Source organism: Haliea alexandrii (assembly GCF_003719295.1).
Lineage (GTDB): Bacteria > Pseudomonadota > Gammaproteobacteria > Pseudomonadales > Halieaceae > Haliea > Haliea alexandrii.
Window position 1 is genome coordinate 54865 of sequence record NZ_RFLW01000006.1, and the last position, 23689, is coordinate 78553.

At 56.3% G+C, this 23689-nt stretch carries 27 protein-coding genes; 8 read left to right on the top strand and 19 right to left on the bottom strand.

Annotated features, from left to right (window positions below; genetic code table 11):
* Nucleotides 1-3: 3 nt before the first annotated feature.
* Nucleotides 4-957, bottom strand: coding sequence for a PDR/VanB family oxidoreductase (locus tag EGJ68_RS17435; protein ID WP_008250862.1), 954 nt, complete (start codon nt 955-957; stop codon nt 4-6).
* 359 nt (nt 958-1316) lie between these two features.
* Here EGJ68_RS17435 and EGJ68_RS17440 point away from each other — a divergent pair, with 359 nt between their 5' ends.
* Nucleotides 1317-2600: a Rieske 2Fe-2S domain-containing protein gene (locus EGJ68_RS17440; RefSeq protein ID WP_008250861.1), complete on the top strand. Its 1284-nt coding sequence runs from the start codon at nt 1317-1319 to the stop codon at nt 2598-2600.
* 131 nt (nt 2601-2731) lie between these two features.
* Nucleotides 2732-3571, top strand: a complete 840-nt coding sequence (gene nadC, locus EGJ68_RS17445) for a carboxylating nicotinate-nucleotide diphosphorylase (RefSeq protein ID WP_008250860.1) — start codon at nt 2732-2734, stop codon at nt 3569-3571.
* Between the two features lie 561 nt (nt 3572-4132).
* Here nadC and EGJ68_RS17450 read toward each other — a convergent pair.
* From EGJ68_RS17450 to EGJ68_RS17480, 7 genes are all read right to left on the bottom strand, one after another.
* Entirely contained in the window at nt 4133-4726 is a 594-nt protein-coding gene (locus tag EGJ68_RS17450; RefSeq protein ID WP_103682702.1) for a hypothetical protein, read from the bottom strand.
* Nucleotides 4727-6115: a Tn3 family transposase gene (locus EGJ68_RS17455; protein WP_199228094.1), complete on the bottom strand. Its 1389-nt coding sequence runs from the start codon at nt 6113-6115 to the stop codon at nt 4727-4729. It abuts the gene before it with no gap.
* 148 nt (nt 6116-6263) lie between these two features.
* Nucleotides 6264-7019 (bottom strand): IS21-like element helper ATPase IstB, encoded by a 756-nt coding sequence (istB, locus tag EGJ68_RS17460; protein WP_123035804.1) that lies wholly within the window; start codon nt 7017-7019, stop codon nt 6264-6266.
* Nucleotides 7020-7033: 14 nt separating this feature from the next.
* The gene (gene istA, locus EGJ68_RS17465) at nt 7034-8572 is read right to left on the bottom strand and encodes an IS21 family transposase (protein ID WP_199228095.1); all 1539 of its coding nucleotides are present in this window, start codon (nt 8570-8572) and stop codon (nt 7034-7036) included.
* Between the two features lie 187 nt (nt 8573-8759).
* Nucleotides 8760-10286 (bottom strand): DUF4158 domain-containing protein, encoded by a 1527-nt coding sequence (locus EGJ68_RS17470; protein ID WP_199228096.1) that lies wholly within the window; start codon nt 10284-10286, stop codon nt 8760-8762.
* A 14-nt stretch (nt 10287-10300) separates the two neighbouring features.
* Entirely contained in the window at nt 10301-10876 is a 576-nt protein-coding gene (locus tag EGJ68_RS17475) for a hypothetical protein (protein ID WP_103682700.1), read from the bottom strand.
* A gap of 9 nt (nt 10877-10885) precedes the next feature.
* Nucleotides 10886-11524 (bottom strand): helix-turn-helix domain-containing protein, encoded by a 639-nt coding sequence (locus tag EGJ68_RS17480; RefSeq protein WP_103682699.1) that lies wholly within the window; start codon nt 11522-11524, stop codon nt 10886-10888.
* A gap of 278 nt (nt 11525-11802) precedes the next feature.
* On the opposite strand from EGJ68_RS17480, the gene EGJ68_RS17490 reads away from it, so the two are divergent.
* The gene (locus EGJ68_RS17490; RefSeq protein ID WP_000179844.1) at nt 11803-13482 is read left to right on the top strand and encodes a Mu transposase C-terminal domain-containing protein; all 1680 of its coding nucleotides are present in this window, start codon (nt 11803-11805) and stop codon (nt 13480-13482) included.
* A gap of 2 nt (nt 13483-13484) precedes the next feature.
* Entirely contained in the window at nt 13485-14477 is a 993-nt protein-coding gene (locus EGJ68_RS17495) for a TniB family NTP-binding protein (RefSeq protein WP_001381192.1), read from the top strand.
* On the opposite strand, the gene EGJ68_RS17500 is transcribed toward EGJ68_RS17495, so the two are convergent.
* From EGJ68_RS17500 to EGJ68_RS18440, 4 genes are all read right to left on the bottom strand, one after another.
* On the bottom strand, nt 14446-14946 hold the full coding sequence (locus EGJ68_RS17500; protein WP_000376623.1) for a GNAT family N-acetyltransferase: 501 nt from the start codon (nt 14944-14946) through the stop codon (nt 14446-14448). The two genes, EGJ68_RS17495 and EGJ68_RS17500, sit on opposite strands and share 32 nt — an antisense overlap.
* A 127-nt stretch (nt 14947-15073) precedes the next feature.
* Nucleotides 15074-15913, bottom strand: coding sequence for a sulfonamide-resistant dihydropteroate synthase Sul1 (gene sul1 / locus EGJ68_RS17510; protein ID WP_000259031.1), 840 nt, complete (start codon nt 15911-15913; stop codon nt 15074-15076).
* Complete coding sequence (locus EGJ68_RS17515) at nt 15907-16254, bottom strand: quaternary ammonium compound efflux SMR transporter QacE delta 1 (RefSeq protein WP_000679427.1); 348 nt, start codon at nt 16252-16254, stop codon at nt 15907-15909. Before EGJ68_RS17515 ends, sul1 begins: the two co-directional genes overlap by 7 nt.
* A gap of 104 nt (nt 16255-16358) precedes the next feature.
* On the bottom strand, nt 16359-16889 hold the full coding sequence (locus tag EGJ68_RS18440; protein WP_312257649.1) for a DUF1010 domain-containing protein: 531 nt from the start codon (nt 16887-16889) through the stop codon (nt 16359-16361).
* Here EGJ68_RS18440 and intI1 point away from each other — a divergent pair.
* Together intI1 and EGJ68_RS17535 are read left to right on the top strand one after the other, a co-directional pair.
* Nucleotides 16819-17832, top strand: coding sequence for a class 1 integron integrase IntI1 (intI1, locus tag EGJ68_RS17525; RefSeq protein WP_000845048.1), 1014 nt, complete (start codon nt 16819-16821; stop codon nt 17830-17832). The two genes, EGJ68_RS18440 and intI1, sit on opposite strands and share 71 nt — an antisense overlap.
* A gap of 395 nt (nt 17833-18227) precedes the next feature.
* Complete coding sequence (locus tag EGJ68_RS17535) at nt 18228-18809, top strand: recombinase family protein (RefSeq protein WP_103682698.1); 582 nt, start codon at nt 18228-18230, stop codon at nt 18807-18809.
* A gap of 4 nt (nt 18810-18813) precedes the next feature.
* On the opposite strand, the gene EGJ68_RS18435 is transcribed toward EGJ68_RS17535, so the two are convergent.
* The 6 genes from EGJ68_RS18435 to EGJ68_RS17565 form a co-directional block, all read right to left on the bottom strand.
* Nucleotides 18814-19044 (bottom strand): GDCCVxC domain-containing (seleno)protein, encoded by a 231-nt coding sequence (locus tag EGJ68_RS18435; protein ID WP_103682697.1) that lies wholly within the window; start codon nt 19042-19044, stop codon nt 18814-18816.
* A 2-nt stretch (nt 19045-19046) separates the two neighbouring features.
* Nucleotides 19047-19331 (bottom strand): mercury resistance system periplasmic binding protein MerP, encoded by a 285-nt coding sequence (merP, locus tag EGJ68_RS17545; RefSeq protein ID WP_103682696.1) that lies wholly within the window; start codon nt 19329-19331, stop codon nt 19047-19049.
* Between the two features lie 11 nt (nt 19332-19342).
* Complete coding sequence (locus tag EGJ68_RS17550) at nt 19343-19690, bottom strand: mercuric transporter MerT family protein (protein WP_103682695.1); 348 nt, start codon at nt 19688-19690, stop codon at nt 19343-19345.
* Between the two features lie 49 nt (nt 19691-19739).
* Nucleotides 19740-20141, bottom strand: a complete 402-nt coding sequence (gene merR / locus EGJ68_RS17555) for an Hg(II)-responsive transcriptional regulator (protein WP_103682759.1) — start codon at nt 20139-20141, stop codon at nt 19740-19742.
* A gap of 198 nt (nt 20142-20339) precedes the next feature.
* Entirely contained in the window at nt 20340-20645 is a 306-nt protein-coding gene (locus EGJ68_RS17560) for a hypothetical protein (RefSeq protein WP_116369029.1), read from the bottom strand.
* Nucleotides 20646-20935: 290 nt separating this feature from the next.
* A complete protein-coding gene (locus EGJ68_RS17565) occupies nt 20936-21604 on the bottom strand; it encodes an SOS response-associated peptidase (protein WP_233248877.1) in 669 nt (222 codons plus the stop codon).
* 274 nt (nt 21605-21878) lie between these two features.
* Between EGJ68_RS17565 and EGJ68_RS17570 the strand changes: the two genes are divergently transcribed.
* Complete coding sequence (locus tag EGJ68_RS17570) at nt 21879-22301, top strand: TA system antitoxin ParD family protein (protein WP_116369031.1); 423 nt, start codon at nt 21879-21881, stop codon at nt 22299-22301.
* A 1-nt stretch (nt 22302) separates the two neighbouring features.
* Nucleotides 22303-22869 carry an AAA family ATPase gene (locus tag EGJ68_RS17575; RefSeq protein WP_116369032.1) on the top strand — a complete coding sequence of 189 codons (567 nt, stop codon included), beginning with the start codon at nt 22303-22305 and terminating at the stop codon, nt 22867-22869.
* A 21-nt stretch (nt 22870-22890) separates the two neighbouring features.
* Here the strand turns inward: EGJ68_RS17575 and EGJ68_RS17580 are convergent, their stop codons facing one another.
* On the bottom strand, nt 22891-23625 hold the full coding sequence (locus EGJ68_RS17580; protein WP_116369033.1) for a DUF429 domain-containing protein: 735 nt from the start codon (nt 23623-23625) through the stop codon (nt 22891-22893).
* Nucleotides 23626-23689: the final 64 nt, after the last annotated feature.

The following is a 23689-nucleotide window of genomic DNA, read 5'->3' on the forward strand; positions in this document are numbered from 1 at the left end:
ATCTTAAATTTTGACGGTAATGGACTCACCCGCGGCACGCGACACGCAAGCCATTAGATAGCTTTTCTTCTCATCGCCTTCTAGAACGAGGTCGCGGTGATCCACCTCTCCGTCTAGGTAAGCAACCTTGCACGAGCCACAAGTTCCACTCTCGCAGGAGCTATGCACTTTAATACCCTGGCGCCGCAGAGCATCCAGCATTGTCTCGGATTCTCCGACTTGAACCTCGGTATCGAACCCGGCCAGACGCACGATGAAAGGCTTATCATCTACCCGCACCGCCTCAACAGGTTTGAAGTCTTCAAAGTGCAGCTGAGACTGACGCCAGTGGCCGCTCATATCTTTGATTTCGGACATCAATCCCTTCGGGCCACAGCAGTAAATATGCTGTGCCGTCGGCCTTTCCAGCATATCCCAAAAGTCGAAGCGCTCTCCAACCTCGTCACTGTGATGAATCAACACATGCTCCTTGTACTTAGCTTGTGATAACTCTTCTATAAAGGGTGCGTCAGCAACGCAGCGACTCAGGTAGATCAGCTTGAAATCGGGATGCCCGATTTTCATCAGGTGTTTAAACATCGCATAAATAGGGGTGATACCAATGCCGCCTGCTATCAGCAAATAGCCTGGGGCGTCGACAAACTCGAACTCGCACTCCGGCTCACTGATGGTCAGCACCGAGCCAACCTCAGTATCGTCAATCAGACTGACCGAGCCACCGCGACCGCCTGCCTCGCGCTTAACAGCGATAAAATAGGACTGGCTATTCTCCGTCACATCACAAATGGAGTACCAGCGATGCGCCCCGCTGGGCACCTCAACCGAAATGTGTGATCCAAGCTCACAGCCTGGCAACGCCGCACCGTCGGTCCGCACCAGCTCAAATTGATAGATATTGGTTGCAATTTGACTTTTGCTTTTAATAACAACTTCTAAACTCGGTTCGTTCCCACTCATACTCGCTCAGACCACAACTGAAACACTCACAAATATACTTCTCTATAGAAGCTTAATAGTGTACACCCTTCGATATTCGCTTTGCAATATTCCCCACTCTCTCTCGGACTCACCACCATCAACTTGAAACCAAGCAGCCTAAAAAGACCAAGCGTCAGCGAAAAATAGTCACTCATAGACCAAAATCGAGATCTGAGAATTCACGGAAATTGCGTTCGCAGCGCCTTTTTCAACACGGTGCACACATAACTTGGAGCCTCAATTGCGGCAAAACAAAAGGCTTGAATAAATATCTATATAGAAGTATATTTATGGGCATCAAATGCAATTCTTTTGCTCGTGGTCTATTAGGAGGCAGAATGCTAACCCCAGCCGAAAACGAACTATTGTGCAGAGTTGAGGGCGACGCCCCGATGGGGAAAATCATGCGTCACTATTGGATGCCCGCGTGCTTATCGGAGGAAATTCCAGAAGCCGATGGCAAGCCCATCCAGGTAAGGTTGCTGGGGGAAAACTTCGTTGCGTTTCGCGATAGTAATGGCGAAGTTGGTGTTATGGATGAGCTTTGCCCCCACCGCCGCGCCTCACTGGTGATGGGACGAAATGAAGAATGTGGCCTGCGCTGTCTTTACCATGGATGGAAAATGGACCGCCACGGCAACATCGTGGATATGCCCTCTGAGCCGCCGGAGAGCCCCTTGAAAGACAAGGTCAAGCACCGCGCTCTCCCTGTCAAAGAATGGGCAGGCTTGGTGTGGGTTTTCCTTGGGGAGGCAAATAGCGTACCTGAATTTATTCCGCCGGCATGGGCCCCCAACGCTGATACCAAAGTCAGTATTGCCAAGATCAAAATTCCGTGTAACTGGGCGCAGATTCTTGAGGGCGCGATTGACAGCTCACACAGCTCCAGCCTTCACTCCAGCGACATGGTTCCTTCACGTGTCGTTCAGGCTGAGGCTGATGACAACGCTTGGTACCGACCCTCTACGGACAAGAACCCGAGCATGCGCTCCAAATCAACCGAGTATGGCTTCCACTACGCTGCTATCAGAAGACCTATTAAAAAGGCGGATACTCACAGTTATGTGCGGACCTCAGTCTTCGTTTCCCCGATGACCGTGCTGATCCCGCCGAACGCGTCTTACAATGTCGCAAACATCAATGTTCCTATTGACGACACCAACACCGCATTCCATTTCATTGGTTGGGGTGAGAACGCCATGGACACCGAAAAATGGCGCGCCTTTCTAGGTGCGACACTGGGCGAACATCTAGATCAAAATTGGGTTTCTAAGCGCAACCTAAGCAATTGGTTCCAACAAGACCGACAGATGATGAAGGACGGTAACTTTACCGGGATCATCGGCATTCCCAATCAGGACATGGCTATGTGGATCACCATGGGCCCCATTGCCAATCGCTCTGAAGATACACTAGGTGCTGGCGACGCTGCGGTAGTGGAATTTCGCCGCTATATGATGGCTCAGTTGAGCAAGTACCAAGAGGAAGGCAAGGCGTTCGAAAAATCCATATTTCGCAAAGGACCTGAGCAGATTATTCCCTCTTGGCAAGGTATTATCCCGAAGGAAACCGACTGGTCTGATCCTCAAGAACGTGAGGAGAAGAAGCTCCAGCAATGGTAAGGGCTTGGCAAAAAAGGGATTTCGTGACTCTCAGGATTATTCTCGGCCAGTTTTGAGCTCATCTGTTCCACCCAGCGTTATTTCCGGCTCTTTATGGGCCGGCTTTTTTTTGAATGAGGCAAAGCCAGCTCATGATTGATTTAGACGTTCTTAATGCAGCAATAAAGCAAAATGTGGATGCAGCGCTAGCCGAAGATATCGGCACTGGCGATATTTCTGCACAGCTCATCCCGCTGGATACAACCGCCCGCGCAAAAATTTATTCGCGTCAGGAGGCGACTCTTTGCGGCACTCCATGGGTCGACGAAATATTCCGTCGTCTTGATCCCAATATTGCAATTTCGTGGCAAGTCGAAGAAGGACAGCAAGTAGCTAAAGACCAATGTCTTGTAGAAATAGCGGGAAATGCCAGAGCACTGCTAAGTGGCGAACGCACTGCCCTCAACTTCCTGCAAACCCTCTCAGGTGTGGCGACCGTTTGCAGGCACTACGCCGGACTAGTGTCATCAACGAAGGTAAAGTTGCTCGACACCCGAAAAACTCTCCCCGGTCTGCGAATTGCTGAAAAATACGCCGTAACCATTGGAGGCTGCTTCAACCACCGTATTGGCCTGTATGACGCTTTTCTAATAAAGGAAAATCATATCAACGCCTGTGGTTCCATTGCAGCGACAGTCAGGGCTGCCAGAGAACTTGCGCCAGGTAAATCCGTGGAAGTTGAAGTGGAAAACCTAAATGAGCTTGAACAAGCCCTAGAAGCAAAGGCCGACATTATCATGCTGGATAACTTCTCCGTTGACGATATGCGCGTAGCGGTAAAAAGAACCAACAAGCAGGCCAAAATTGAGGCCTCCGGGGGAATCAATGAACAGACACTACTGTCGATAGCAAAAACCGGTGTAGATTACATATCCATTGGCACTATTACGAAGGACTGTAAAGCTGTTGACCTGTCCATGCGCTTTGTCTAGTGCGAGGCCAGCTAAGAGCGAGCATGCGAGCAAAGCAGCGAATTGATGTGAAGTCGTCCGGGTAATTCGGACGACGCTCGCTATCTGAACTAATACAACTACAGCTATCTGAAATACCCCCGTCATTGAAGCGGTGTACACCAGAAGAGATGTCTAATCTACTTGCCGCTCTAAGTTTTAGTCTGTCGGTTACCTTTCCAATTTATGTAGTTATGGCTCTCGGATTCTTGCTGCGGCGGCGCCAGTTTACTGATAAGAACTTCATTGATATCAGCCCCAAGCTCACTTTCAACGTAACACTTCATGCGCTACTTTTTATTAGCGTTGACAAACCCACGTAGATTCTTCAAATAATCTTATGCTAATACATTTCGGACTAGCAGTTACCTTGATCGCATTTGTTCTACTAGAGTAGCTCTCAAAAGTACTGGTTCCAGACAGATGCAACCGAGGAGTGGTAGTACAAGGACTAGCGGGGGCATTTGAACAGAAACTTACGGTTTCGCCTTCACGGATCCACCTCAAACCGTAAATTCCTGCGCAATATTCACCTGCCTCATTTCATGGCCGGGGATTGAGATCTAGCGGATACTTCTTTAAATCCAGGTAATCCCAGTTATTTCTGCATACCCAGTTCATCACTGTACCCGGTGGATCCGGGTTTTTAGTAAAGGTCTTTACCGCGCTTTCGTACTGCTCTAAAGAGCAGCTGTCCTCGCCAAATTGTTCTTGGTTGGTACGTAGTCCCGCAAGGTCTTGGGCCTCGAATTGTGATCGAAAGGCTGTGACGGTTTGATCCGGATTGATGGCGAAGAAAAAGTAGTCCTGGGTATCCAGCATGGTTGCAATTACGGCCTGAATGATCGGATTTCCGGCAGGTACCAGGCCGTGATACGTCGCATGGCCATAGAATTCAAACCCAAAGTGAAGCACCTTGTACTGGCTTGTGCCAAGAACTGAGTGGCCGAAGTTCATGCCTCGCTGCGTTACCTGGTTCGGTATTGGACTCTCTGGCCGCACCGCGATGAAACCGCACTTTTCTTTCCGATCCTCCACATAACCCAAGGCGAAACACGGCGCTTGCGCGGCCATAAGATCGCGGATCAACAATTGATTGACTGTCAGGCGTGGCAGGAAGTTGTGGATTTCGCCCATCTATTTCGTATCCTCTTGTTCAATAAAGTAAGTGCCATTGGGCAATACATGTTTATATGGCAATAGGGAGATATGAGCCAGCAGGTCGTCATCCACTGTCTCACCCTGCTTTCTGAGTTCATCAACGATATTGCTGATCCTGGAGGTGTTCCAGTACAGGATCGCATTGGACACCATGCTTAAAGCGCTGGCCTTGTTCATAATCTCTAGGTAATCACCGGTGGTGAACTCGCCTTGGTTGGCAAAGAAGATCCAGCGCGGCAGGTTGTGCCGATACTCGCCTTTGTTGAGTTGGAGCTGAACCGTGCGGCGCAAATCCTTGTCGGTAATGTAACGCAGGATGTATTCGGTTTTTATGATCCTGCCCAGGTTGGTGAAGGCCTTCGCCAGCCGGTCGGAGGGAAAGCTGTTGGTCAGTCGCTCCACAATCACATGTGCCGGAGCCGTGCGTTCCTTTAACGACGTGGCCACATGAATCATTTCATCCCACTGCTCTTCAACAATATCCAGATCCGCCGTCTTGTTCAGTAAGGGCGTGAACACGCCGTAATTGACGTTACGCTCCACCCGGTAGAGCTGTTGATCCTTGAGGTCGCGGATCCGGGGCATGAAGTAATACCCCAGCAAATAGCACAAGGCGAAGATAATTTCGGTGTAGCCGTGGGTGTCGGTGGTATGTTCGCGGATCTTCAGAATGGTGTTGTTTTCCAATATTCCATCGAGGACGTACAGCGCTTCCCTGGGATTACAGGAAATGGCCTTGGTGCTGTACACCGAGTATTGATCGGACACATGGGTGTAGATGCCGATCGCTTTCTCATAGTAGCCGTAGTACCGGGGATAATAGGCCGCCAACAGGCTGTCGGCCCGGATCCGGAAGCGTTGCGCATCCGATGACGACACCTGGCCGGATCCGTGTACCTCACTGAACGGTAATTGGTGGTGCTGGTTCACGATCTCGGCGCTGGCCGCCGTAATGGTTTCTTCGCGCACGTAAAACTGCAAGACGTGGCGCAGCATGTCCACAGTTACGTCATCAACGCTTGCACTCATGGCCACGACACCAAGATTGGTGGCCTGGGAAATCAGGGCCGAAATCAGCGTTTTATAGAAATTCTTGGGCCTGGAGTGATGTTGCTGCACCGGGATAAAGTGCCGGGTGAAATTGGTTTCCCTGTCCACCTCCATCAGCAATTCTTCAATGCGAATGGTGGGCATACTGGCATCGATGACCTTCTGGAGTTTCTTCACCGCCTCAGGGATTTCTGCCTTGTCATCGCGCTTCAGTTTAAGGTTGCCATCCTTGATGTCGGCAAAGGTATCCAGGCCGAAACGCTTGTCCGCTTCCCCCACACTTTGGTGGAATTGCAGAATCAATTGCGCTTTCACCTGGTCTTTGAACGGTTGCTGTAGGTCTTCATAAGCGGCTTCGCGGGTGTCCTCCCAGCGGTGCTGATTGCGTATTCCGACGAACGTGACCGCTCATTCCGGGCATCGTGACCGACTTGCACACCGATGCTCGCTGGACGCGGTAGTTTTACATTGACCGGTCACGTTCCGTCAATTTGGTGCTGGATTTTCGCATCGACTCGCCGGTCAGGTTGAGGCGATGAGCGCCGTGCAGTAAGCGGTCGAGGATCGCGTCTGCGATCGTCGCTTCACCGATGTACTCGTGCCAGTATTCCGTTGGCAGCTGACTGGCGATGAGCGTGGAACGGCGGCCATGCCGATCCTCGATCACTTCCATCAGGTCATTGCGCTGGGCGGCACTGACTTTCTGGATACCCCAGTCATCCAGGATTAACACATCGGTTTTCAGGAGCTGGTTCATCAGCCGCGCATAGGAGCCGTCGCCATGGGCGATGCGCAGCATTTCAAACAGCCGCGGCAAGCGCAGGTAGCGTACGCTGTAGCCGCGCCGGCAGGCTTCGTTACCGAAGGCACAGGCCAGCCAGGTTTTACCGCAGCCGGTGGGACCGGTAAGACACAGGTTCAGGGACTGCTGTACCCAGTCCAGCGAGAGCAGAGACGCCATGCGGCTCTTTTCCAGTCCCCGGGGATGCCGGTAATCGATATCCTCGGCACAGGCGTGCACACGCAGCTTCGCCACCTTCAACAACCGATCCAGACGGCGGTTCTCCCGGTACAGCACTTCCCGGTCGATCAGCATGGCCAGACGTTCCTCGAAGCTCAGGTCACTCATCGCGGGTGTCTCCAGTTGTTCTTCCAGGGCCTGTAGCAGGCCGGTCAGTTTCAGGGCATGCAGTTGTTCGCGGGTTTGTTGCATCAACATCATTCATTTCCTCGTCAGTGGTAGTAATCGGCGCCGCGCACATTGCCGTGCAGTGGCAGATCGGATTGCAGGTGGCTGTCGCCTTCGAGCGCCCGCTGGTCCAGTCCCTGCTTGAGGATGGAGGCGATGCTCTGGTAATTGATGGAACGGATGGCCAGCGCCCGTTCACAGGCGTTTTCCAGTCGGCTCCTGCTGTAGCGGCGACTGAGGTTCAGCAAGCCAAGACAGGCCCGGTAGCCATGCTCCGGATGAGGCCGGTTCTCCAGTTGCTGCTGAACCACCTGCCGGGTGCAGGGGCCGATGTCCTGGGCCCAGTTGAGGAAGCGCCCCGGCGACCACTCCCGGTGCGCCCGGTGGGAACTGGGCATGTGATCCACCAAGGTGCTGAAGCGCCCCGGTCCCCGGCGGCTGTGGATCGCCACCCGGTGGCCCTTGTGCATGACCTCCACCGTATCGGCGGTCAGGCGCACATCGAGGGTCTGGCCCACCAGGGCATGGGGTACGCTGTAGAAGCGCTTGTCGACGCTGACGTGATAGTCGATGCCCGGCTTGGCCTTGCACCACTCGGCGTATTCGTAGGGCGTTTCAGGTAGCGGCTTCAGGGCGGGGGCATCCAACTGCTCATACAGATCCCGGCGACTGACGGACTGCCCCTGGAAGTGGCGCTCATTGAGATCCGGCAGTAATCCGGCAATGGCTCGATTGAGCTCGGCGAGGGAGAAGAAGGTATGGTGGCGCAAGCGGGCCAGGATCCAGCGCTCCACGATCTGCACTGCGACTTCCGCTTTGGCCTTGTCCTTGGGCTTGCGGGGCCGGGCTGGCAGGATCGCCGTCTGGTAGTGGGCCGCCATCTCGGTGTAGGTAGCATTGATCTCGGGCGTGTACCGGTTCGCGTCAGTGACACCGGCCTTGAGGTTGTCCGGGATTTGCAATTCGGTGACGCCGCCGAAGAAGCGGAAGGCACGTTGGTGCGAGGCAATCCAGTCCGGCAGGGACTGGGTCCAGGTGGCGTCGGCATAGGTGTAGCTGGAGGCGCCCAGCACCGCCACAAAGACCTGGGCACGCCGGATCTCGCCCGTCTGGCGGCAGACCACCGGGACGGTGGGGCCGCAGTAATCAATAAAGGTCTTCTCGCCGGCGCGGTGCACCTGGCGCATGCTCCGGCGCTGCTGCTTGCGCCACTGCCGGTAGCGATTGCAGTACTGGCTGTAGCGGTAGGCAGCGTCCTCATGCACCGCCACGTACTCGGCCCACAATAACTGCAGTGTCACCCCCTTGCGCTTGAGTTCCTGGTGGATGTGGAAGTAGTCGGGCTCGGCGAAGCGGGAGGGTTTCTGTACTGCCGGAAACAGCAGCCGTTCGAGCTGGGCTTCGTCGGCGCCTGCGGGTGGTGGCCACCCAACACCCCGGGCGTTGGCTAGGTGCAGGTACTTGCAGACCACGCCCTTGGAAAGGCCGCAGGCGCGGGCGATCTTCTCGTTACTGAGTCCGGCCTCATGCTTGAGGCGCAATATCTCCATGATTTTACGCATTGGAATCCTCGTTGCCGGCATGCGGCCCTCCCGATAGGCAAAAGGGCGCGGTTATGCCGTGAATTGTTCAAGAATTCCAGCGAGTTAGGCGGGATTCCGAGGGAACGTGACCGCCGGTTCCGACAACGTGACCGGCGATTCCGGGCAAAGCCCCGAAATCGGTCACGTTCAATCGGAATGAGCGGTCACGCTCGCCCGGAACAGGCGGTCACGATAAATCGGAATGGGTGGTCACGATGGGGCGGAATACGCACTGATTCAACATCAGATCCCAGAAAGACACGTGCTGTTTGCTTTTGGGTACAAACAGATCCCCGGAGCGCAAGGCCTCCTTCATGGCCATAGCCACGCCCAGCTCCCAGGCGTTGCGTTGGATCTTGCCGTTTTTGCCTTTCAGGCAGCGCCGCAGTTCTTTGGGAATGAAATAGGTCGGCACGTCATCGGGCAGGGTTTTCAGCTCCCCGGCATCGAGCTGGCGAATCAGTTGTATGGACTTCAGGAGGGGTTCAGTACCGGGTTTGGCCTGGAACGGCAGGTGCAGGAACTCCGGGAAATACTTGCGCAAACTGGGATAGCGAGCCAGCAGCAAATCACCGTAGCCGCGCTCTTCCAGGCGCTTGAAGATATGCAAATCATCCACCGATTCCAGCAGCTTCTTTTCATCGATGCGTTGCCACAGATCCACCTTGGTCAGCGGCTTCTCATCCGGCCAGTCCAGAACCAAGTGGGTCGCGTCCAGCACTGTATCGATGGCTTTCTTTTGGCGTTTGCGAAATTCACGGTGCTTTTTCTCATGAACCTGCTTGCCCTTGCGCAGCATGTCCAGGATGTACTGATCATGCATTTTCACCAGGTGATCCAGCAGTACCTTGCGCGTTTCCAGCAGGAAACACAGCATCAACGAGTAACGCTTGTTTTCCTTGAACCGTTTGATGTCCTTGGCGTTGTAGCGGCGAGCCAGTTTGTAGAGGTAATCCATAAACGCCGGATCCACGATTCTGGATTCAATGGCATCGATGCCGGTACCGTCAAGGGAGCGATAACGCTCCAGGTAGCTTTGAATCGAGGTGATGGTGGCTGAAGGTGGATATTCTTTCAGAAGGTAGAACAGTGATCGTTGATCACCTGGTGCGGCAATCAACAGCTCATCGATGGCCTGCCGGATTTCCACGGACAGTTGCTGGTAGAGAGATTCAAACAGTCGCTCATGAACATCGGAGCAGACACTGATAATCAAGCGCTCCATGACACTTGGCCCCGGCAATATTACCTTGGTACTCAGAAGATATTGCTCTGCACGCAGAAACAATTCGTCAGGCAAGTAACCTTGTTCCGCTTGCTTGGATAACCACGTTTCCAGACTGGCCTGTGCGGTATCGTCGTATTTGGAAAAGCCCAGGTAGGTCAGGATGTTCTTGCGTTGCTCGGAAAAGGTGGCATCTCGATCCGGGGTGCTGATGGTCAGTGATGGCGGCAATTCAAGCTGGCTATTCAGGTAGCTCACAATGCGCCGCGACAGGTCGTTGACCTCCACTAGGAAGCGGCCATACAGGCGCACGGCGCAAAGCTGGATGGCAATGAATAAGCGGGAGTTGGTGCGGTAGCGATTGACTTCTTTCTTGTCGGTCTCAGATAGCGTCCAGTCCCTGGCCATTTCCTCATCGGAGAAGTCCTGCGGCAATGTCACCGGCTGGTAACGCTGCCTCTGGGTCAGGAACTTCTCTTTGGCGGTCATGACGAAATCCCAGGCTATTTCTTGAAGGCGATATTCCAGACCCCTTCAAAACGTTTTCTCAGCAAGGGTTCCGGGACGTGCGGGGTAAAAGGCGCGTACTTTTTTACGGCCTCGTAAATCTGCTCTTTCTCCTTACCCTTGATTTCTTTCAACAGGCGCACCGCATCCTGAATGTCTTTGTCATGGCGTGAGGCGTGAACTTTGTGGGCCAGGAGTTCTTCCCAGCTCGCGGCTTTTAAGACCAGGAAGGGATGCTGAAAAATAATAACATTGGACGTGGTTTCCAGACCGAAAAAGCTCACGCTGTCATTGAACCACAGCGATTTTTCATCAGCCGCCAACCCCATTTCTTCACCGACCTGCTTGATCAGTTTAATCAGCAACTGTTTGTTGGCCGGATTCTCGGGAAAGATAGCATCGACATCCTGAGTCATGGCGCGGGAGTGGAAATACATCAAGCTGATAATGCCGCCGCAACAGGTGAGTTCCAGCCGCTTGTTTTCCTTCTGGAGCAAATCACCCAAGCGTTTAAGTGCTTGGGTCAAGGTATGGATACTGATTTGTTTGCCGGTGCTGGAATACTGGTACATGAAAAGTCCTTATACAAAAAACATGAAGTCGCGTGGCGCAAAAATATTGCGCTTGCTGAAAATGGGCGACACCAAGTCTCCCTCGTAAAATTCCCGATATTCTTCAGGGATGACAGAAAATTCTTTTTGTACTGCCGGTACGCGCTGACACCAGTCAGGTGCTTGCGCAGGGTGAGACTTCGGCGGCTCCGACCAGACTTCGGCCATGCGCTCCAGGAAGCAGGCCTTGAGCGCATATTTCAGCGCATCTTTTTCGTGGGGATCCGGCACCAGGGCCAAATCCCACTCCTTGCGCCAGAAAAGCTGCACGTCATCCATAAAGGCCACTGTGTCTTGTTGAATGGCTGATTCGCACATGCGATCCAGAACACCACCGGGCGTCAGAACATCCCGCTTAGGGAGTGCATCGACCTCCAGGGATACGTTCAAACCCAACTTGAGCGCCATGTTGACCAGGGCGTCCACGCGGAACTCTCTGGCTTTGCCTTTAAGCAACGCACTTACCCGTGGCTGGGAAATGCCAAGACGCTCGGCGGCTTCGATTTGGGTCAGATGGTTTTGAACCAGAGTATCGCGCACGGCGCGAGCCAGGGTTGCCCGGATTTTCAGATTCTCTACCTGGATGGCTTCATCATTTACGGCCTGCATCGCGGTACCTCCAGCAAGTGCTCAATGCCAATTACAGGCACTATACCACAATAACTATAAAATATATATTTACTTTAATAATTGTAGAGTAAAGAAAACCCTCGTTTTATTAACTGATTCGCACAGGCCTTGAAAGATGTCATTTTCAGAAGACGACTGCACCAGTTGATTGGGCGTAATGGCTGTTGTGCAGCCAGCTCCTGACAGTTCAATATCAGAAGTGATCTGCACCAATCTCGACTATGCTCAATACTCGTGTGCACCAAAGCGAGGTGAGCATGGCGACGGACACCCCACGGATTCCAGAACAAGGCGTGGCCACTCTGCCTGATGAGGCTTGGGAGCGTGCGCGCCGTCGTGCGGAGATCATCAGTCCGTTGGCGCAGTCGGAGACGGTCGGGCACGAAGCGGCCGATATGGCGGCTCAGGCGCTGGGCTTGTCTCGGCGCCAGGTATACGTTCTGATCCGGCGTGCCCGGCAAGGCAGCGGCCTCGTGACGGATCTGGTGCCCGGCCAGTCCGGTGGAGGTAAAGGTAAGGGGCGCTTGCCGGAACCGGTCGAGCGCGTCATCCACGAGCTACTGCAAAAGCGGTTCCTGACCAAGCAGAAGCGCAGCCTAGCGGCCTTTCACCGCGAAGTCACTCAGGTGTGCAAGGCTCAAAAACTGCGAGTGCCGGCGCGCAATACCGTGGCCTTACGGATCGCTAGCCTTGACCCGCGCAAGGTCATCCGCCGGCGGGAAGGCCAGGATGCCGCTCGTGACCTACAAGGTGTGGGCGGCGAGCCTCCTGCCGTGACCGCGCCGCTGGAGCAGGTGCAGATAGACCATACGGTCATCGACCTGATCGTGGTCGATGACCGCGACCGGCAACCTATTGGCCGCCCGTACCTGACCCTCGCCATCGACGTGTTCACCCGCTGCGTGCTCGGCATGGTCGTCACGCTGGAAGCGCCGTCTGCCGTTTCGGTTGGCCTGTGCCTCGTGCATGTCGCCTGCGACAAGCGCCCTTGGCTGGAAGGACTGAACGTGGAAATGGATTGGCAGATGAGCGGCAAGCCCTTGCTGCTCTACCTAGACAACGCGGCCGAGTTCAAGAGCGAGGCCCTGCGCCGGGGTTGCGAGCAGCATGGCATCCGGCTGGACTATCGCCCGCTGGGACAGCCGCACTATGGCGGCATCGTGGAACGGATCATCGGCACGGCGATGCAGATGATTCACGACGAACTGCCGGGAACGACCTTCTCCAACCCTGACCAGCGCGGCGACTACGATTCCGAAAACAAGGCCGCCCTGACGCTGCGCGAGCTAGAGCGCTGGCTCACATTGGCGGTCGGCACCTACCACGGTTCGGTGCACAACGGCCTGCTCCAACCGCCGGCCGCGCGCTGGGCCGAGGCCGTGGCGCGTGTCGGCGTACCGGCCGTCGTCACACGCGCTACTTCGTTCCTGGTCGATTTTCTGCCGATCCTCCGGCGCACGCTGACCCGCACCGGCTTTGTCATCGACCACATCCACTACTACGCCGATGCGCTCAAGCCGTGGATTGCGCGGCGTGAACGCTGGCCGTCCTTTCTGATCCGGCGCGATCCGCGCGACATCAGCCGTATCTGGGTCCTGGAACCGGAGGGACAGCATTACCTGGAAATTCCCTACCGTACCTTGTCGCATCCGGCTGTCACCCTCTGGGAACAACGGCAGGCGCTGGCGAAACTGCGGCAGCAAGGGCGCGAACAGGTGGATGAGTCGGCGCTGTTCCGCATGATCGGCCAGATGCGTGAGATTGTGACCAGCGCGCAGAAGGCCACACGCAAGGCGCGGCGTGACGCGGATCGCCGCCAGCACCTCAAGACATCAGCTCGGCCGGACAAGCCCGTTCCGCCGGATACGGATATTGCCGACCCGCAGGCAGACAACTTGCCACCCGCCAAACCGTTCGACCAGATTGAGGAGTGGTAGCCGTGGACGAATATCCCATCATCGACCTGTCCCACCTGCTGCCGGCGGCCCAGGGCTTGGCCCGTCTTCCGGCGGACGAGCGCATCCAGCGCCTTCGCGCCGACCGCTGGATCGGCTATCCGCGCGCAGTCGAGGCGCTGAACCGGCTGGAAGCCCTTTATGCGTGGCCAAACAAGCAACGCATGCCCAACCTGCTGCTGGTTGGCCCGACCAACAATGGCAAGTCGATGATCGTCGAGAAGTTCCGCCGCACCCACCCGGCCAGCTCCGACGCCGACCAGGAGCACATCCCGGTGTTGGTCGTGCAGATGCCGTCCGAGCCGTCCGTGATCCGCTTCTACGTCGCGCTGCTCGCCGCGATGGGCGCGCCGCTGCGCCCACGCCCACGGTTGCCGGAAATGGAGCAACTGGCTCTGGCACTGCTGCGCAAGGTCGGCGTGCGCATGCTGGTGATCGACGAGCTGCACAACGTGCTGGCCGGCAACAGCGTCAACCGCCGGGAATTCCTCAACCTGCTGCGCTTCCTCGGCAACGAACTGCGCATCCCGTTGGTTGGGGTAGGCACGCGCGACGCCTACCTAGCCATCCGCTCCGATGACCAGTTGGAAAATCGCTTCGAGCCGATGATGCTGCCGGTATGGGAGGCCAACGACGATTGCTGCTCACTGCTGGCCAGCTTCGCCGCTTCGCTCCCGCTGCGCCGGCCTTCCCCAATTGCCACGCTGGACATGGCTCGCTACCTGCTCACACGCAGCGAGGGCACCATAGGGGAACTGGCGCACTTGCTGATGGCGGCGGCCATCGTCGCCGTGGAGAGCGGCGAGGAAGCGATCAACCATCGCACACTCAGCATGGCCTGTCGACAACCTCTCGCGCAACCAAGACATCGCGGTCGGACTGCAAGTGATCTTGAAGCCACGGGCCCGTCCCACCCCGACATGGACCTCGATGCCCGAACGGACGTTAGATTTCGAGTTCTAGGCGTTCTGCGATGAAGGTTGGATCCCAGCCGGGATTGAAAGTGTCGACGTGGGTGAATCCGAGCCGCTCGTATAGGCCACGCAGGTTCGGGTGGCAGTCGAGCCGCAGCTTGGCGCACCCCTGCGTTCGCGCGGCATGGCGGCAAGCCTCGATCAGCGCGGAGCTGACACCCCGGCCCGCATGTGTCCGTCGCACCGCGAGCTTGTGCAGATATGCGGCCTCCCCCTTGAGGGCGTCGGGCCAGAACTCGGGATCCTCGGCCGACAAGGTGCAACAGCCGACGATGCCGTCGCTGCAACTCGCGACTAGGAGCTCGGATCTCAGGACGAAGGTCTCCGCGAATGTCCGGTCGATCCGCGCGACGTCCCAGGCGGGCGTTCCCTTGGCGGACATCCACGCCGCAGCGTCGTGCATCAGCCGCACAACCTCGTCGATATCACCCGAGCAGGCGACCCGAACGTTCGGAGGCTCCTCGCTGTCCATTCGCTCCCCTGGCGCGGTATGAACCGCCGCCTCATAGTGCAGTTTGATCCTGACGAGCCCAGCATGTCTGCGCCCACCTTCGCGGAACCTGACCAGGGTCCGCTAGCGGGCGGCCGGAAGGTGAATGCTAGGCATGATCTAACCCTCGGTCTCTGGCGTCGCGACTGCGAAATTTCGCGAGGGTTTCCGAGAAGGTGATTGCGCTTCGCAGATCTCCAGGCGCGTGGGTGCGGACGTAGTCAGCGCCATTGCCGATCGCGTGAAGTTCCGCCGCAAGGCTCGCTGGACCCAGATCCTTTACAGGAAGGCCAACGGTGGCGCCCAAGAAGGATTTCCGCGACACCGAGACCAATAGCGGAAGCCCCAACGCCGACTTCAGCTTTTGAAGGTTCGACAGCACGTGCAGCGATGTTTCCGGTGCGGGGCTCAAGAAAAATCCCATCCCCGGATCGAGGATGAGCCGGTCGGCAGCGACCCCGCTCCGTCGCAAGGCGGAAACCCGCGCCTCGAAGAACCGCACAATCTCGTCGAGCGCGTCTTCGGGTCGAAGGTGACCGGTGCGGGTGGCGATGCCATCCCGCTGCGCTGAGTGCATAACCACCAGCCTGCAGTCCGCCTCAGCAATATCGGGATAGAGCGCAGGGTCAGGAAATCCTTGGATATCGTTCAGGTAGCCCACGCCGCGCTTGAGCGCATAGCGCTGGGTTTCCGGTTGGAAGCTGTCGATTGAAACACGGTGCATCTGATCGGACAGGGCGTCTAAGAGCGGCGCAATACGTCTGATCTCATCGGCCGGCGATACAGGCCTCGCGTCCGGATGGCTGGCGGCCGGTCCGACATCCACGACGTCTGATCCGACTCGCAGCATTTCGATCGCCGCGGTGACAGCGCCGGCGGGGTCTAGCCGCCGGCTCTCATCGAAGAAGGAGTCCTCGGTGAGATTCAGAATGCCGAACACCGTCACCATGGCGTCGGCCTCCGCAGCGACTTCCACGATGGGGATCGGGCGAGCAAAAAGGCAGCAATTATGAGCCCCATACCTACAAAGCCCCACGCATCAAGCTTTTGCCCATGAAGCAACCAGGCAATGGCTGTAATTATGACGACGCCGAGTCCCGACCAGACTGCATAAGCAACACCGACAGGGATGGATTTCAGAACCAGAGAAAGAAAATAAAATGCGATGCCATAACCGATTATGACAACGGCGGAAGGGGCAAGCTTAGTAAAGCCCTCGCTAGATTTTAATGCGGATGTTGCGATTACTTCGCCAACTATTGCGATAACAAGAAAAAGCCAGCCTTTCATGATATATCTCCCAATTTGTGTAGGGCTTATTATGCACGCTTAAAAATAATAAAAGCAGACTTGACCTGATAGTTTGGCTGTGAGCAATTATGTGCTTAGTGCATCTAACGGGCGAGGTAAGCCGACCGCAGAATGCGGGTCGGCTTGACCGAAATGTTAGAGCCAGAAGCCAAAACGGATAACCGTAACTTGGCGACGGGCGCTAACTGCGAAAAGGCACGGTGCCACCGAGGCGGCACAGCACTACGAAAAAAATAGCTGCTCGCGCTTGCTACACAAGGGCCAGAGGCCAAAAAGACCACAAACCAGCGTAACGCCACCAGGCGAAGCCCAGAGAAACGGCAAACCCAGCGCTGCACAGCGTTTGAGAAACTGAATGCCGTTTGAATAAACATGGGCGAAATAAAGGAGGGTTTCAGTGGTACTAACTTTGTTTTAGGGCGACTGCCCTGCTGCGTAACATCGTTGCTGCTCCATAACATCAAACATCGACCCACGGCGTAACGCGCTTGCTGCTTGGATGCCCGAGGCATAGACTGTACAAAAAAACAGTCATAACAAGCCATGAAAACCGCCACTGCGCCGTTACCACCGCTGCGTTCGGTCAAGGTTCTGGACCAGTTGCGTGAGCGCATACGCTACTTGCATTACAGCTTACGAACCGAACAGGCTTATGTCCACTGGGTTCGTGCCTTCATCCGTTTCCACGGTGTGCGTCACCCGGCAACCTTGGGCAGCAGCGAAGTCGAGGCATTTCTGTCCTGGCTGGCGAACGAGCGCAAGGTTTCGGTCTCCACGCATCGTCAGGCATTGGCGGCCTTGCTGTTCTTCTACGGCAAGGTGCTGTGCACGGATCTGCCCTGGCTTCAGGAGATCGGAAGACCTCGGCCGTCGCGGCGCTTGCCGGTGGTGCTGACCCCGGATGAAGTGGTTCGCATCCTCGGTTTTCTGGAAGGCGAGCATCGTTTGTTCGCCCAGCTTCTGTATGGAACGGGCATGCGGATCAGTGAGGGTTTGCAACTGCGGGTCAAGGATCTGGATTTCGATCACGGCACGATCATCGTGCGGGAGGGCAAGGGCTCCAAGGATCGGGCCTTGATGTTACCCGAGAGCTTGGCACCCAGCCTGCGCGAGCAGCTGTCGCGTGCACGGGCATGGTGGCTGAAGGACCAGGCCGAGGGCCGCAGCGGCGTTGCGCTTCCCGACGCCCTTGAGCGGAAGTATCCGCGCGCCGGGCATTCCTGGCCGTGGTTCTGGGTTTTTGCGCAGCACACGCATTCGACCGATCCACGGAGCGGTGTCGTGCGTCGCCATCACATGTATGACCAGACCTTTCAGCGCGCCTTCAAACGTGCCGTAGAACAAGCAGGCATCACGAAGCCCGCCACACCGCACACCCTCCGCCACTCGTTCGCGACGGCCTTGCTCCGCAGCGGTTACGACATTCGAACCGTGCAGGATCTGCTCGGCCATTCCGACGTCTCTACGACGATGATTTACACGCATGTGCTGAAAGTTGGCGGTGCCGGAGTGCGCTCACCGCTTGATGCGCTGCCGCCCCTCACTAGTGAGAGGTAGGGCAGCGCAAGTCAATCCTGGCGGATTCACTACCCCTGCGCGAAGGCCATCGGTGCCGCATCGAACGGCCGGTTGCGGAAAGTCCTCCCTGCGTCCGCTGATGGCCGGCAGCAGCCCGTCGTTGCCTGATGGATCCAACCCCTCCGCTGCTATAGTGCAGTCGGCTTCTGACGTTCAGTGCAGCCGTCTTCTGAAAACGACAAAAGACAACGGATTTGCAGTATATCTGAAGTTAATATACTCGGTTAATAATTCAATGTTAATATACAGGCTGCAATTACGAGTAAATTAACTTTTTGCGAGCGATGACCGGGTAGCTGTGATAACCGCCAACTTTTTTGGCCCGGTGGAAGAACCCCCAAATCTGTAAAGTTTGCCTGGAGAGTGAAAAGCACATGCTGGTTGGTTATGCACGAGTATCGACTGACGATCAAAACCTCAACCTGCAACGAGACGCCCTCGACCAGGCTGGGTGTGAGCAAATCTTCGAGGATCAGCTTAGCGGTGCCAAAGCGGAACGCCCAGGGCTACACCAGGCTTTGCAGTACGCGAGAGCGGGTGACACCATAGTGGTCTGGCGGCTGGACCGCCTGAGCCGGTCACTCAAAGACCTGATTGAGATGGTGACATTGCTTGAATCCAAGGGAATCGGCTTGAAGAGCCTCCAAGAAGCCATCGACACCTCATCCAGCTCCGGCAAGCTAATTTTCCATATATTCGGAGCGCTGGCTGAATTTGAACGGAACCTGATCCGTGAGCGCACCCAGGCCGGACTCCAGGCAGCGCGAGCGCGTGGACGAAAAGGCGGTAGACCTAAGTCGCTCAACAAAGATAAGCAGGCCTTGGCCGTGAAGCTTTACGATGAAAAGAAACACACCGTGGATCAGATCTGCGAAATGATGGGGATCTCAAAGCCCACGCTCTATAAATACATCGACGCCGCCAAAGGAAGCCAGTGGAAGAACCCTCGAAAATGACGAGTTACGAACAGCAGCCTCTGCCCTTGCTTTGTGGCGAGAGCTGTATGGGTGGGCAGGGAACCGAACCATAGGAGCAATAGACACAGCAATCGCCCGCCTTGGGCTTCAGCACTGTATGGCACTGCTCACACTCATAGAACCACTGACAGGCATCCGTCGGCATGGTTTCCCGTTTCTTGAGCCCACAATCCGGGCAGGTAAGTTCGGACTCCAGAATAACGTCTTGCGTCATAACTACTCCTGCATGACTTCTGTCGATGGGTACCCTGCATCTTGTGTCGCCTTGGTAAGCAGATCCACACTGGCTTTTTGATCATCATAGACGACTACAGCTGATTTGGTTTTATAGTCCACATCAGCCTGCTTGACGCCATCGACCTTCTCCAAGGCTTTACGCACGGTGATGGGACACATCGCGCAATTCATGCTCGGTACCGACAGCTTCACGGTACGGGTATCTGCCCACGCAACGCTTAACAAACCACTCATAAGTAGGGCAAAAATTAAAACCTGTTTCATACCATTTTCTCCTATGCGAGCCAGACCAGCCAATAGGGACTCAAAATCAGCAACAGTGCTACAACAGTAAAAATCCAGAAGAAGAGCTGATAACGCTGTCGATTTTTGGGGATAGCGCACACGCTACCTTCAGGGCAACGTTCAATAGGTCGATGAACCTGCCAACCAGCCCAACAATAAAGCGCAACCACAATAGCAATGAAATACGGACGAAATGACTCAAAGGCTGTTAGTGTACTGATCCAGGAACCACTAACTCCCAGTAGCAGCAAAACAAAGGGGCCAGCACAACAAACACTCGCGCCAATGGCAGCGACCATGCCACCACCCAATAACCAGGCAGGTGTATTTTTTTTCATGTCGAAATACCTCTGAGAGGCAGTATAAACTCCGTACTATACTACGGAGTCAAGAAAGACGGCGACCTACCGGAACCAGCGCGTCGATGACTGGGCAAGAAGCGGTATCGGGATTGGACTGGCACGAAGTAACCAACTGTTTCAGACTATTCTCCAAGCGTTTCAGATCTTTGATTTTGGCTTGAACAATATCAAGCTTATGTTCTGCCAGGTGTTGAACCTCGTGACAAGACCCAGTACTCAATTCAATCAATGCATGGATTTCGGCAAGCGTAAACCCCAGGTGCTGGGCACGCTTGATAAACAACACTTTGGTCAGAGTATCTTCGGGATATTGCCGGTAGCCCTGGGGCGGCTTGTTCGGTTGTTCGATAAGATTTTGCCGTTCGTAGTAGCGGATGGTTTCGACATTCACGCCTGCGGACTTGGCGAGCTGGCTAATAGTATACATAGTGGCATTAACAAGACCGTATTTAAGTACGGAAATTATAGCCTGGAGGCCACGCCCAGTATACGCGCTTAATTTAGCCACTTTCTCAACGAAGGGGTTTTCGTGCGAAAACCTACGGTTTGAGGTGGGTCCGCGAGGGCGAAACCGTAAGTTTCTGTTCAAATGCCCCCGCTAGTCCAAGCATTGCCGCCGTATCCCCTATCGCCACAAGCCCGCCGCCTGCATCGCCTTGGCGAAGTACCGCGCATCCCGCGCACTCACCGGGTGGTAGCTGCGGTTCTCCACCGCGCCAGTGCTGTAATCCTCGTCGTACTTGTACACCGTCAGCCAGGCTGACGGGGCAGGATCAGAGCTGGAGACCGCGCCAGACCTGGCGAGCTCCACCAGCTCGCGGAATCCATATTCTGTGCCTTCCTCATCGACCCAGCCGCGCTCCGCCGCCTCACCGTGTTCCGCACTGTCTGGGGTAATGATTTCAAAGGTGGTTCTGATCTGAATGCCCATGTCTCGCTCCTCGCCGTGGGGTTTTTCCAACTCCCATCCCTCTGGGGGCGAAGACCCCACCCCATGCGCGACACGCGCACCGTCGACCGGCTTTGGTGTGTCCAGGCAGGGGGAACCGCCCGCCTTGCAGGGCGCGAGGGACGAGCGAACGAAGGGTGGGGGATGCCTGGACTAAACCAAAACGGGCGCCAGGCTCTATCTCACCCCAGAGGGATCATGTCCGGGACATGGCGCTACCGAAGAGCACCGTGGCAATGGCCTGAGAGATCAGCGTCAGTGTCGTGTATCGATTACGCCGCTGGATCCGCTTCTGCATCCAGTTCGACAGCGTCGCCGACAGGCTCCATGAGCTCGGCTGATTTGTTGCGGGCATTGCCCACCGCAGTCGGCAATGGGTTAACTTTCCAGGCAAACTTGAGGCGAGGAGCAAACATAGGGTCATTTGCAGCAATAGTGGCGCTGCTGTCCAGCCAGCGCTCGACCTCTTCGCCCTCCAGTAGCACCGGCATCCGGTGATGCCACGGCTCAAAGGGTTTCGCCGCCGCAGTGGTGACGATGGTACAAGACAGCAGCGTCTCAGATTCCCCCTGCCATTCATCCCACAGGGCGGCTGCGTAAAGAGTTTCGCCTTCCCTGTGAATCGACCAGGGCCGCTTCTTGCCATCCGAAGTCCGCCACTCGATGAAGCTGCCCATCGGTACAAGGCCCCGCTGTGACTTGAAAGGCCCCCGGAACGCGGGCGACTGGGTGAGCTTTTCACTGCGAGCATTGAACATACTGTATTTTTGGCTCGGGCCATCCGACCAACTCGGCGTCAGCCACCAGCGGGCCAGATCGATCCGCCCTTCCCGGATCAGCGCCAGTGACTCCGTGGGCGCCACATTGATGCGGGGGATCTCCAGCTCCAGAAAGCCGCGGTACTCCCGCCAGGAGTGAACGTGCTCAGGGTTCTGGTTCAAGCGACCACACATCAGCTATACCACCGTGCCGCCCAATCGGCCGGTCCCACGTCGCATGGCGCTAGACCGCACACATCTGACCTCCCCCCAAAACCATTACCTGACAGCTTATTCCATCGACAGTATAGGCCACTCACTTCGCCATCCCGCCCATGGCATCGCCGATAGGCAGCCGTCGACCTACGCGATTGCAAGATTGTAGCTATTTGCTACAATGGAAGCGTAGCCATTCGCTACATGGCTTGAGTTTCGAGTGACCAAGGAGCAATAGACTATGGCTAAATCCAGTACCCCGCTTCGCCTGGAAAGCACCCTTGTGGAGGCCGCTGAGCAGGCCCGTAAACTGGCTCACCGCAGCGTCGCTGGACAGATCGAGTACTGGGCCTCACTGGGGCAGGTACTGGCGCGTATAGCCACCCCGGAGCAGATCACCTCCCTTCAGGCCGGCATAGCCAGACTGCAAATCGAGAACCTGGAGGCAGAGCCCATCGATCCCGACGCCGTCTTTGGCGAGGTTGAGCGCGCACGTGCCTCAGGAGAGCTGGCTGAGCGGGTCACTGCCAGTGCGGTCCGTTACCAGGCCAGCGGGGCCAATCCGGGCTTGCTGGAACGGATCGCACCCGATGGCGCGGTCACCGTGGGGACCTTCCGCAACGGACAGTTCCAGCCAGTCAACCCTGCAGCGGCTGCGCACTAGCATGCCTCAATTGTGGGTGCTGGCAGGCGGCAATGGCGCCGGCAAGAGCACGTTCTATCGCGAGTTCCTGGCGCCGCAAGGCATTCCCTTCGTGAATGCGGATGTGCTCGCCAAGGCCGCCTTCCCGGACGACCCCGAAAGCAACAGCTATGAAGCGGCGGCCGCTGCTACACAGCTGCGTGAGCAACTCGTCCAGGAAGGCCGGAACTTCTGCTTTGAGACCGTGTTCTCCCACACCTCGAAGATCGATTTCCTGGGTACAGCCAAGGCCCGGGGCTACCAGATCATTCTGGTGTACATCCACCTCGAAAGCAGTGGCTTGAACCTGGCCAGGGTTGCCCAACGTGTCGGCGAAGGGGGGCACAATGTACCCGAGGAGAAAGTGACCAGCCGGATTCCCCGGACCATGGCCAATGTAAAGGCCGCGCTGCCCCTCTGTGATCGTTGCCGTTTCTATGACAATTCACAGGCGGATCACCCAATGGCCTTTGTCGGTGAGTACCGGGATGGGCAGTTCAGCTATACCGACGAGCTGCCCCCGCACTGGTTCGCGTTTTTTACCACCTGACACGGACCAGCAGTACAGTGATCAGGTGGATGGAGAGCACACCCAGATCCACCCTTCTTTCCGGGCGCGCTCTGGATCTGCCGGAGCGGGACAGGCCCCGCACAGGAAATCAAATCCCGCGAGAACACACACCGCAGCATCGAGCGCGTCAGCGCTGTTCAGTAGGGGTTCCGGATCCTCTGGCAGTTCCATTACGTTGCCCAGCGCAGTGAGAATTTCCTGACGCTCCGGAATGTGTTCGGGCTTTTTGTAGCCCGAGGCTTTGAAGCCACGCGCCACCAGCGTAGCCGCTGGGTAGACTTCGATGACACTGTGGCCTTTCACACCGTCGGGAGACCAGGCCATCGGCAACGGCGCACCGGTGGCTTTGCGCAGCGCTTCGAGAAATACCAAGGCAGCATGAGCGGTCCGGGCGATACGGTCCGCCCCGACATCGAGTGGCTGCTTGTTCAGTCGGCGCTTGACGTCGCGGTCTGTCTCCCGACGAAATAGCTGATCGGCCACCTCTGGGACGGGGCGGCCCGCTACATGTGCGCAGAGGGATGGCGCGAGCGGCGCTGGCCATCCCAAGGGTGCATCGACGCAAAGCAAGGTCGGCGTGCCTGATGCTAGCCATTGACACACCCGCTTCACATGCTCAGCATGACAGGTACCAGCCACCGCTGTTTCAACCTGGCAGCACCCATCGGCTATGCGCCCAAGGGCAAAGCCCATGCCCTTGGGATTGGTGGAACAATCGATGCCGATGATCTGCATGTTGATAGTCTACGATTGGAAGAGCCAGGGTGCTGAGTGTACGCGATGTCCAGCCCACGCCATT

Bases quoted from the DNA above. Each gene is read 5' to 3' on its own strand.
- EGJ68_RS17480 (WP_103682699.1), bottom strand. From the start codon at position 11,524: ATGCAGGCCGTAAATGATGAAGCCATCCAGGTAGAGAATCTGAAAATC.
- nadC (WP_008250860.1), top strand. From the start codon at position 2,732: ATGATTGATTTAGACGTTCTTAATGCAGCAATAAAGCAAAATGTGGAT.
- EGJ68_RS18440 (WP_312257649.1), bottom strand. From the start codon at position 16,889: ATGCGCTCACGCAACTGGTCCAGAACCTTGACCGAACGCAGCGGTGGT.
- istA (WP_199228095.1), bottom strand. From the start codon at position 8,572: ATGCCGGCAACGAGGATTCCAATGCGTAAAATCATGGAGATATTGCGC.
- intI1 (WP_000845048.1), top strand. From the start codon at position 16,819: ATGAAAACCGCCACTGCGCCGTTACCACCGCTGCGTTCGGTCAAGGTT.
- EGJ68_RS17450 (WP_103682702.1), bottom strand. From the start codon at position 4,726: ATGGGCGAAATCCACAACTTCCTGCCACGCCTGACAGTCAATCAATTG.
- EGJ68_RS17470 (WP_199228096.1), bottom strand. From the start codon at position 10,286: ATGACCGCCAAAGAGAAGTTCCTGACCCAGAGGCAGCGTTACCAGCCG.
- EGJ68_RS17515 (WP_000679427.1), bottom strand. From the start codon at position 16,254: ATGAAAGGCTGGCTTTTTCTTGTTATCGCAATAGTTGGCGAAGTAATC.
- EGJ68_RS17580 (WP_116369033.1), bottom strand. From the start codon at position 23,625: ATGCAGATCATCGGCATCGATTGTTCCACCAATCCCAAGGGCATGGGC.
- EGJ68_RS18435 (WP_103682697.1), bottom strand. From the start codon at position 19,044: ATGACGCAAGACGTTATTCTGGAGTCCGAACTTACCTGCCCGGATTGT.
- EGJ68_RS17490 (WP_000179844.1), top strand. From the start codon at position 11,803: ATGGCGACGGACACCCCACGGATTCCAGAACAAGGCGTGGCCACTCTG.
- EGJ68_RS17570 (WP_116369031.1), top strand. From the start codon at position 21,879: ATGGCTAAATCCAGTACCCCGCTTCGCCTGGAAAGCACCCTTGTGGAG.
- EGJ68_RS17435 (WP_008250862.1), bottom strand. From the start codon at position 957: ATGAGTGGGAACGAACCGAGTTTAGAAGTTGTTATTAAAAGCAAAAGT.
- EGJ68_RS17475 (WP_103682700.1), bottom strand. From the start codon at position 10,876: ATGTACCAGTATTCCAGCACCGGCAAACAAATCAGTATCCATACCTTG.
- EGJ68_RS17575 (WP_116369032.1), top strand. From the start codon at position 22,303: ATGCCTCAATTGTGGGTGCTGGCAGGCGGCAATGGCGCCGGCAAGAGC.
- EGJ68_RS17500 (WP_000376623.1), bottom strand. From the start codon at position 14,946: ATGGACAGCGAGGAGCCTCCGAACGTTCGGGTCGCCTGCTCGGGTGAT.
- sul1 (WP_000259031.1), bottom strand. From the start codon at position 15,913: ATGGTGACGGTGTTCGGCATTCTGAATCTCACCGAGGACTCCTTCTTC.
- EGJ68_RS17535 (WP_103682698.1), top strand. From the start codon at position 18,228: ATGCTGGTTGGTTATGCACGAGTATCGACTGACGATCAAAACCTCAAC.
- EGJ68_RS17440 (WP_008250861.1), top strand. From the start codon at position 1,317: ATGCTAACCCCAGCCGAAAACGAACTATTGTGCAGAGTTGAGGGCGAC.
- EGJ68_RS17550 (WP_103682695.1), bottom strand. From the start codon at position 19,690: ATGAAAAAAAATACACCTGCCTGGTTATTGGGTGGTGGCATGGTCGCT.
- merR (WP_103682759.1), bottom strand. From the start codon at position 20,141: ATGTATACTATTAGCCAGCTCGCCAAGTCCGCAGGCGTGAATGTCGAA.
- merP (WP_103682696.1), bottom strand. From the start codon at position 19,331: ATGAAACAGGTTTTAATTTTTGCCCTACTTATGAGTGGTTTGTTAAGC.
- istB (WP_123035804.1), bottom strand. From the start codon at position 7,019: ATGTTGATGCAACAAACCCGCGAACAACTGCATGCCCTGAAACTGACC.
- EGJ68_RS17560 (WP_116369029.1), bottom strand. From the start codon at position 20,645: ATGGGCATTCAGATCAGAACCACCTTTGAAATCATTACCCCAGACAGT.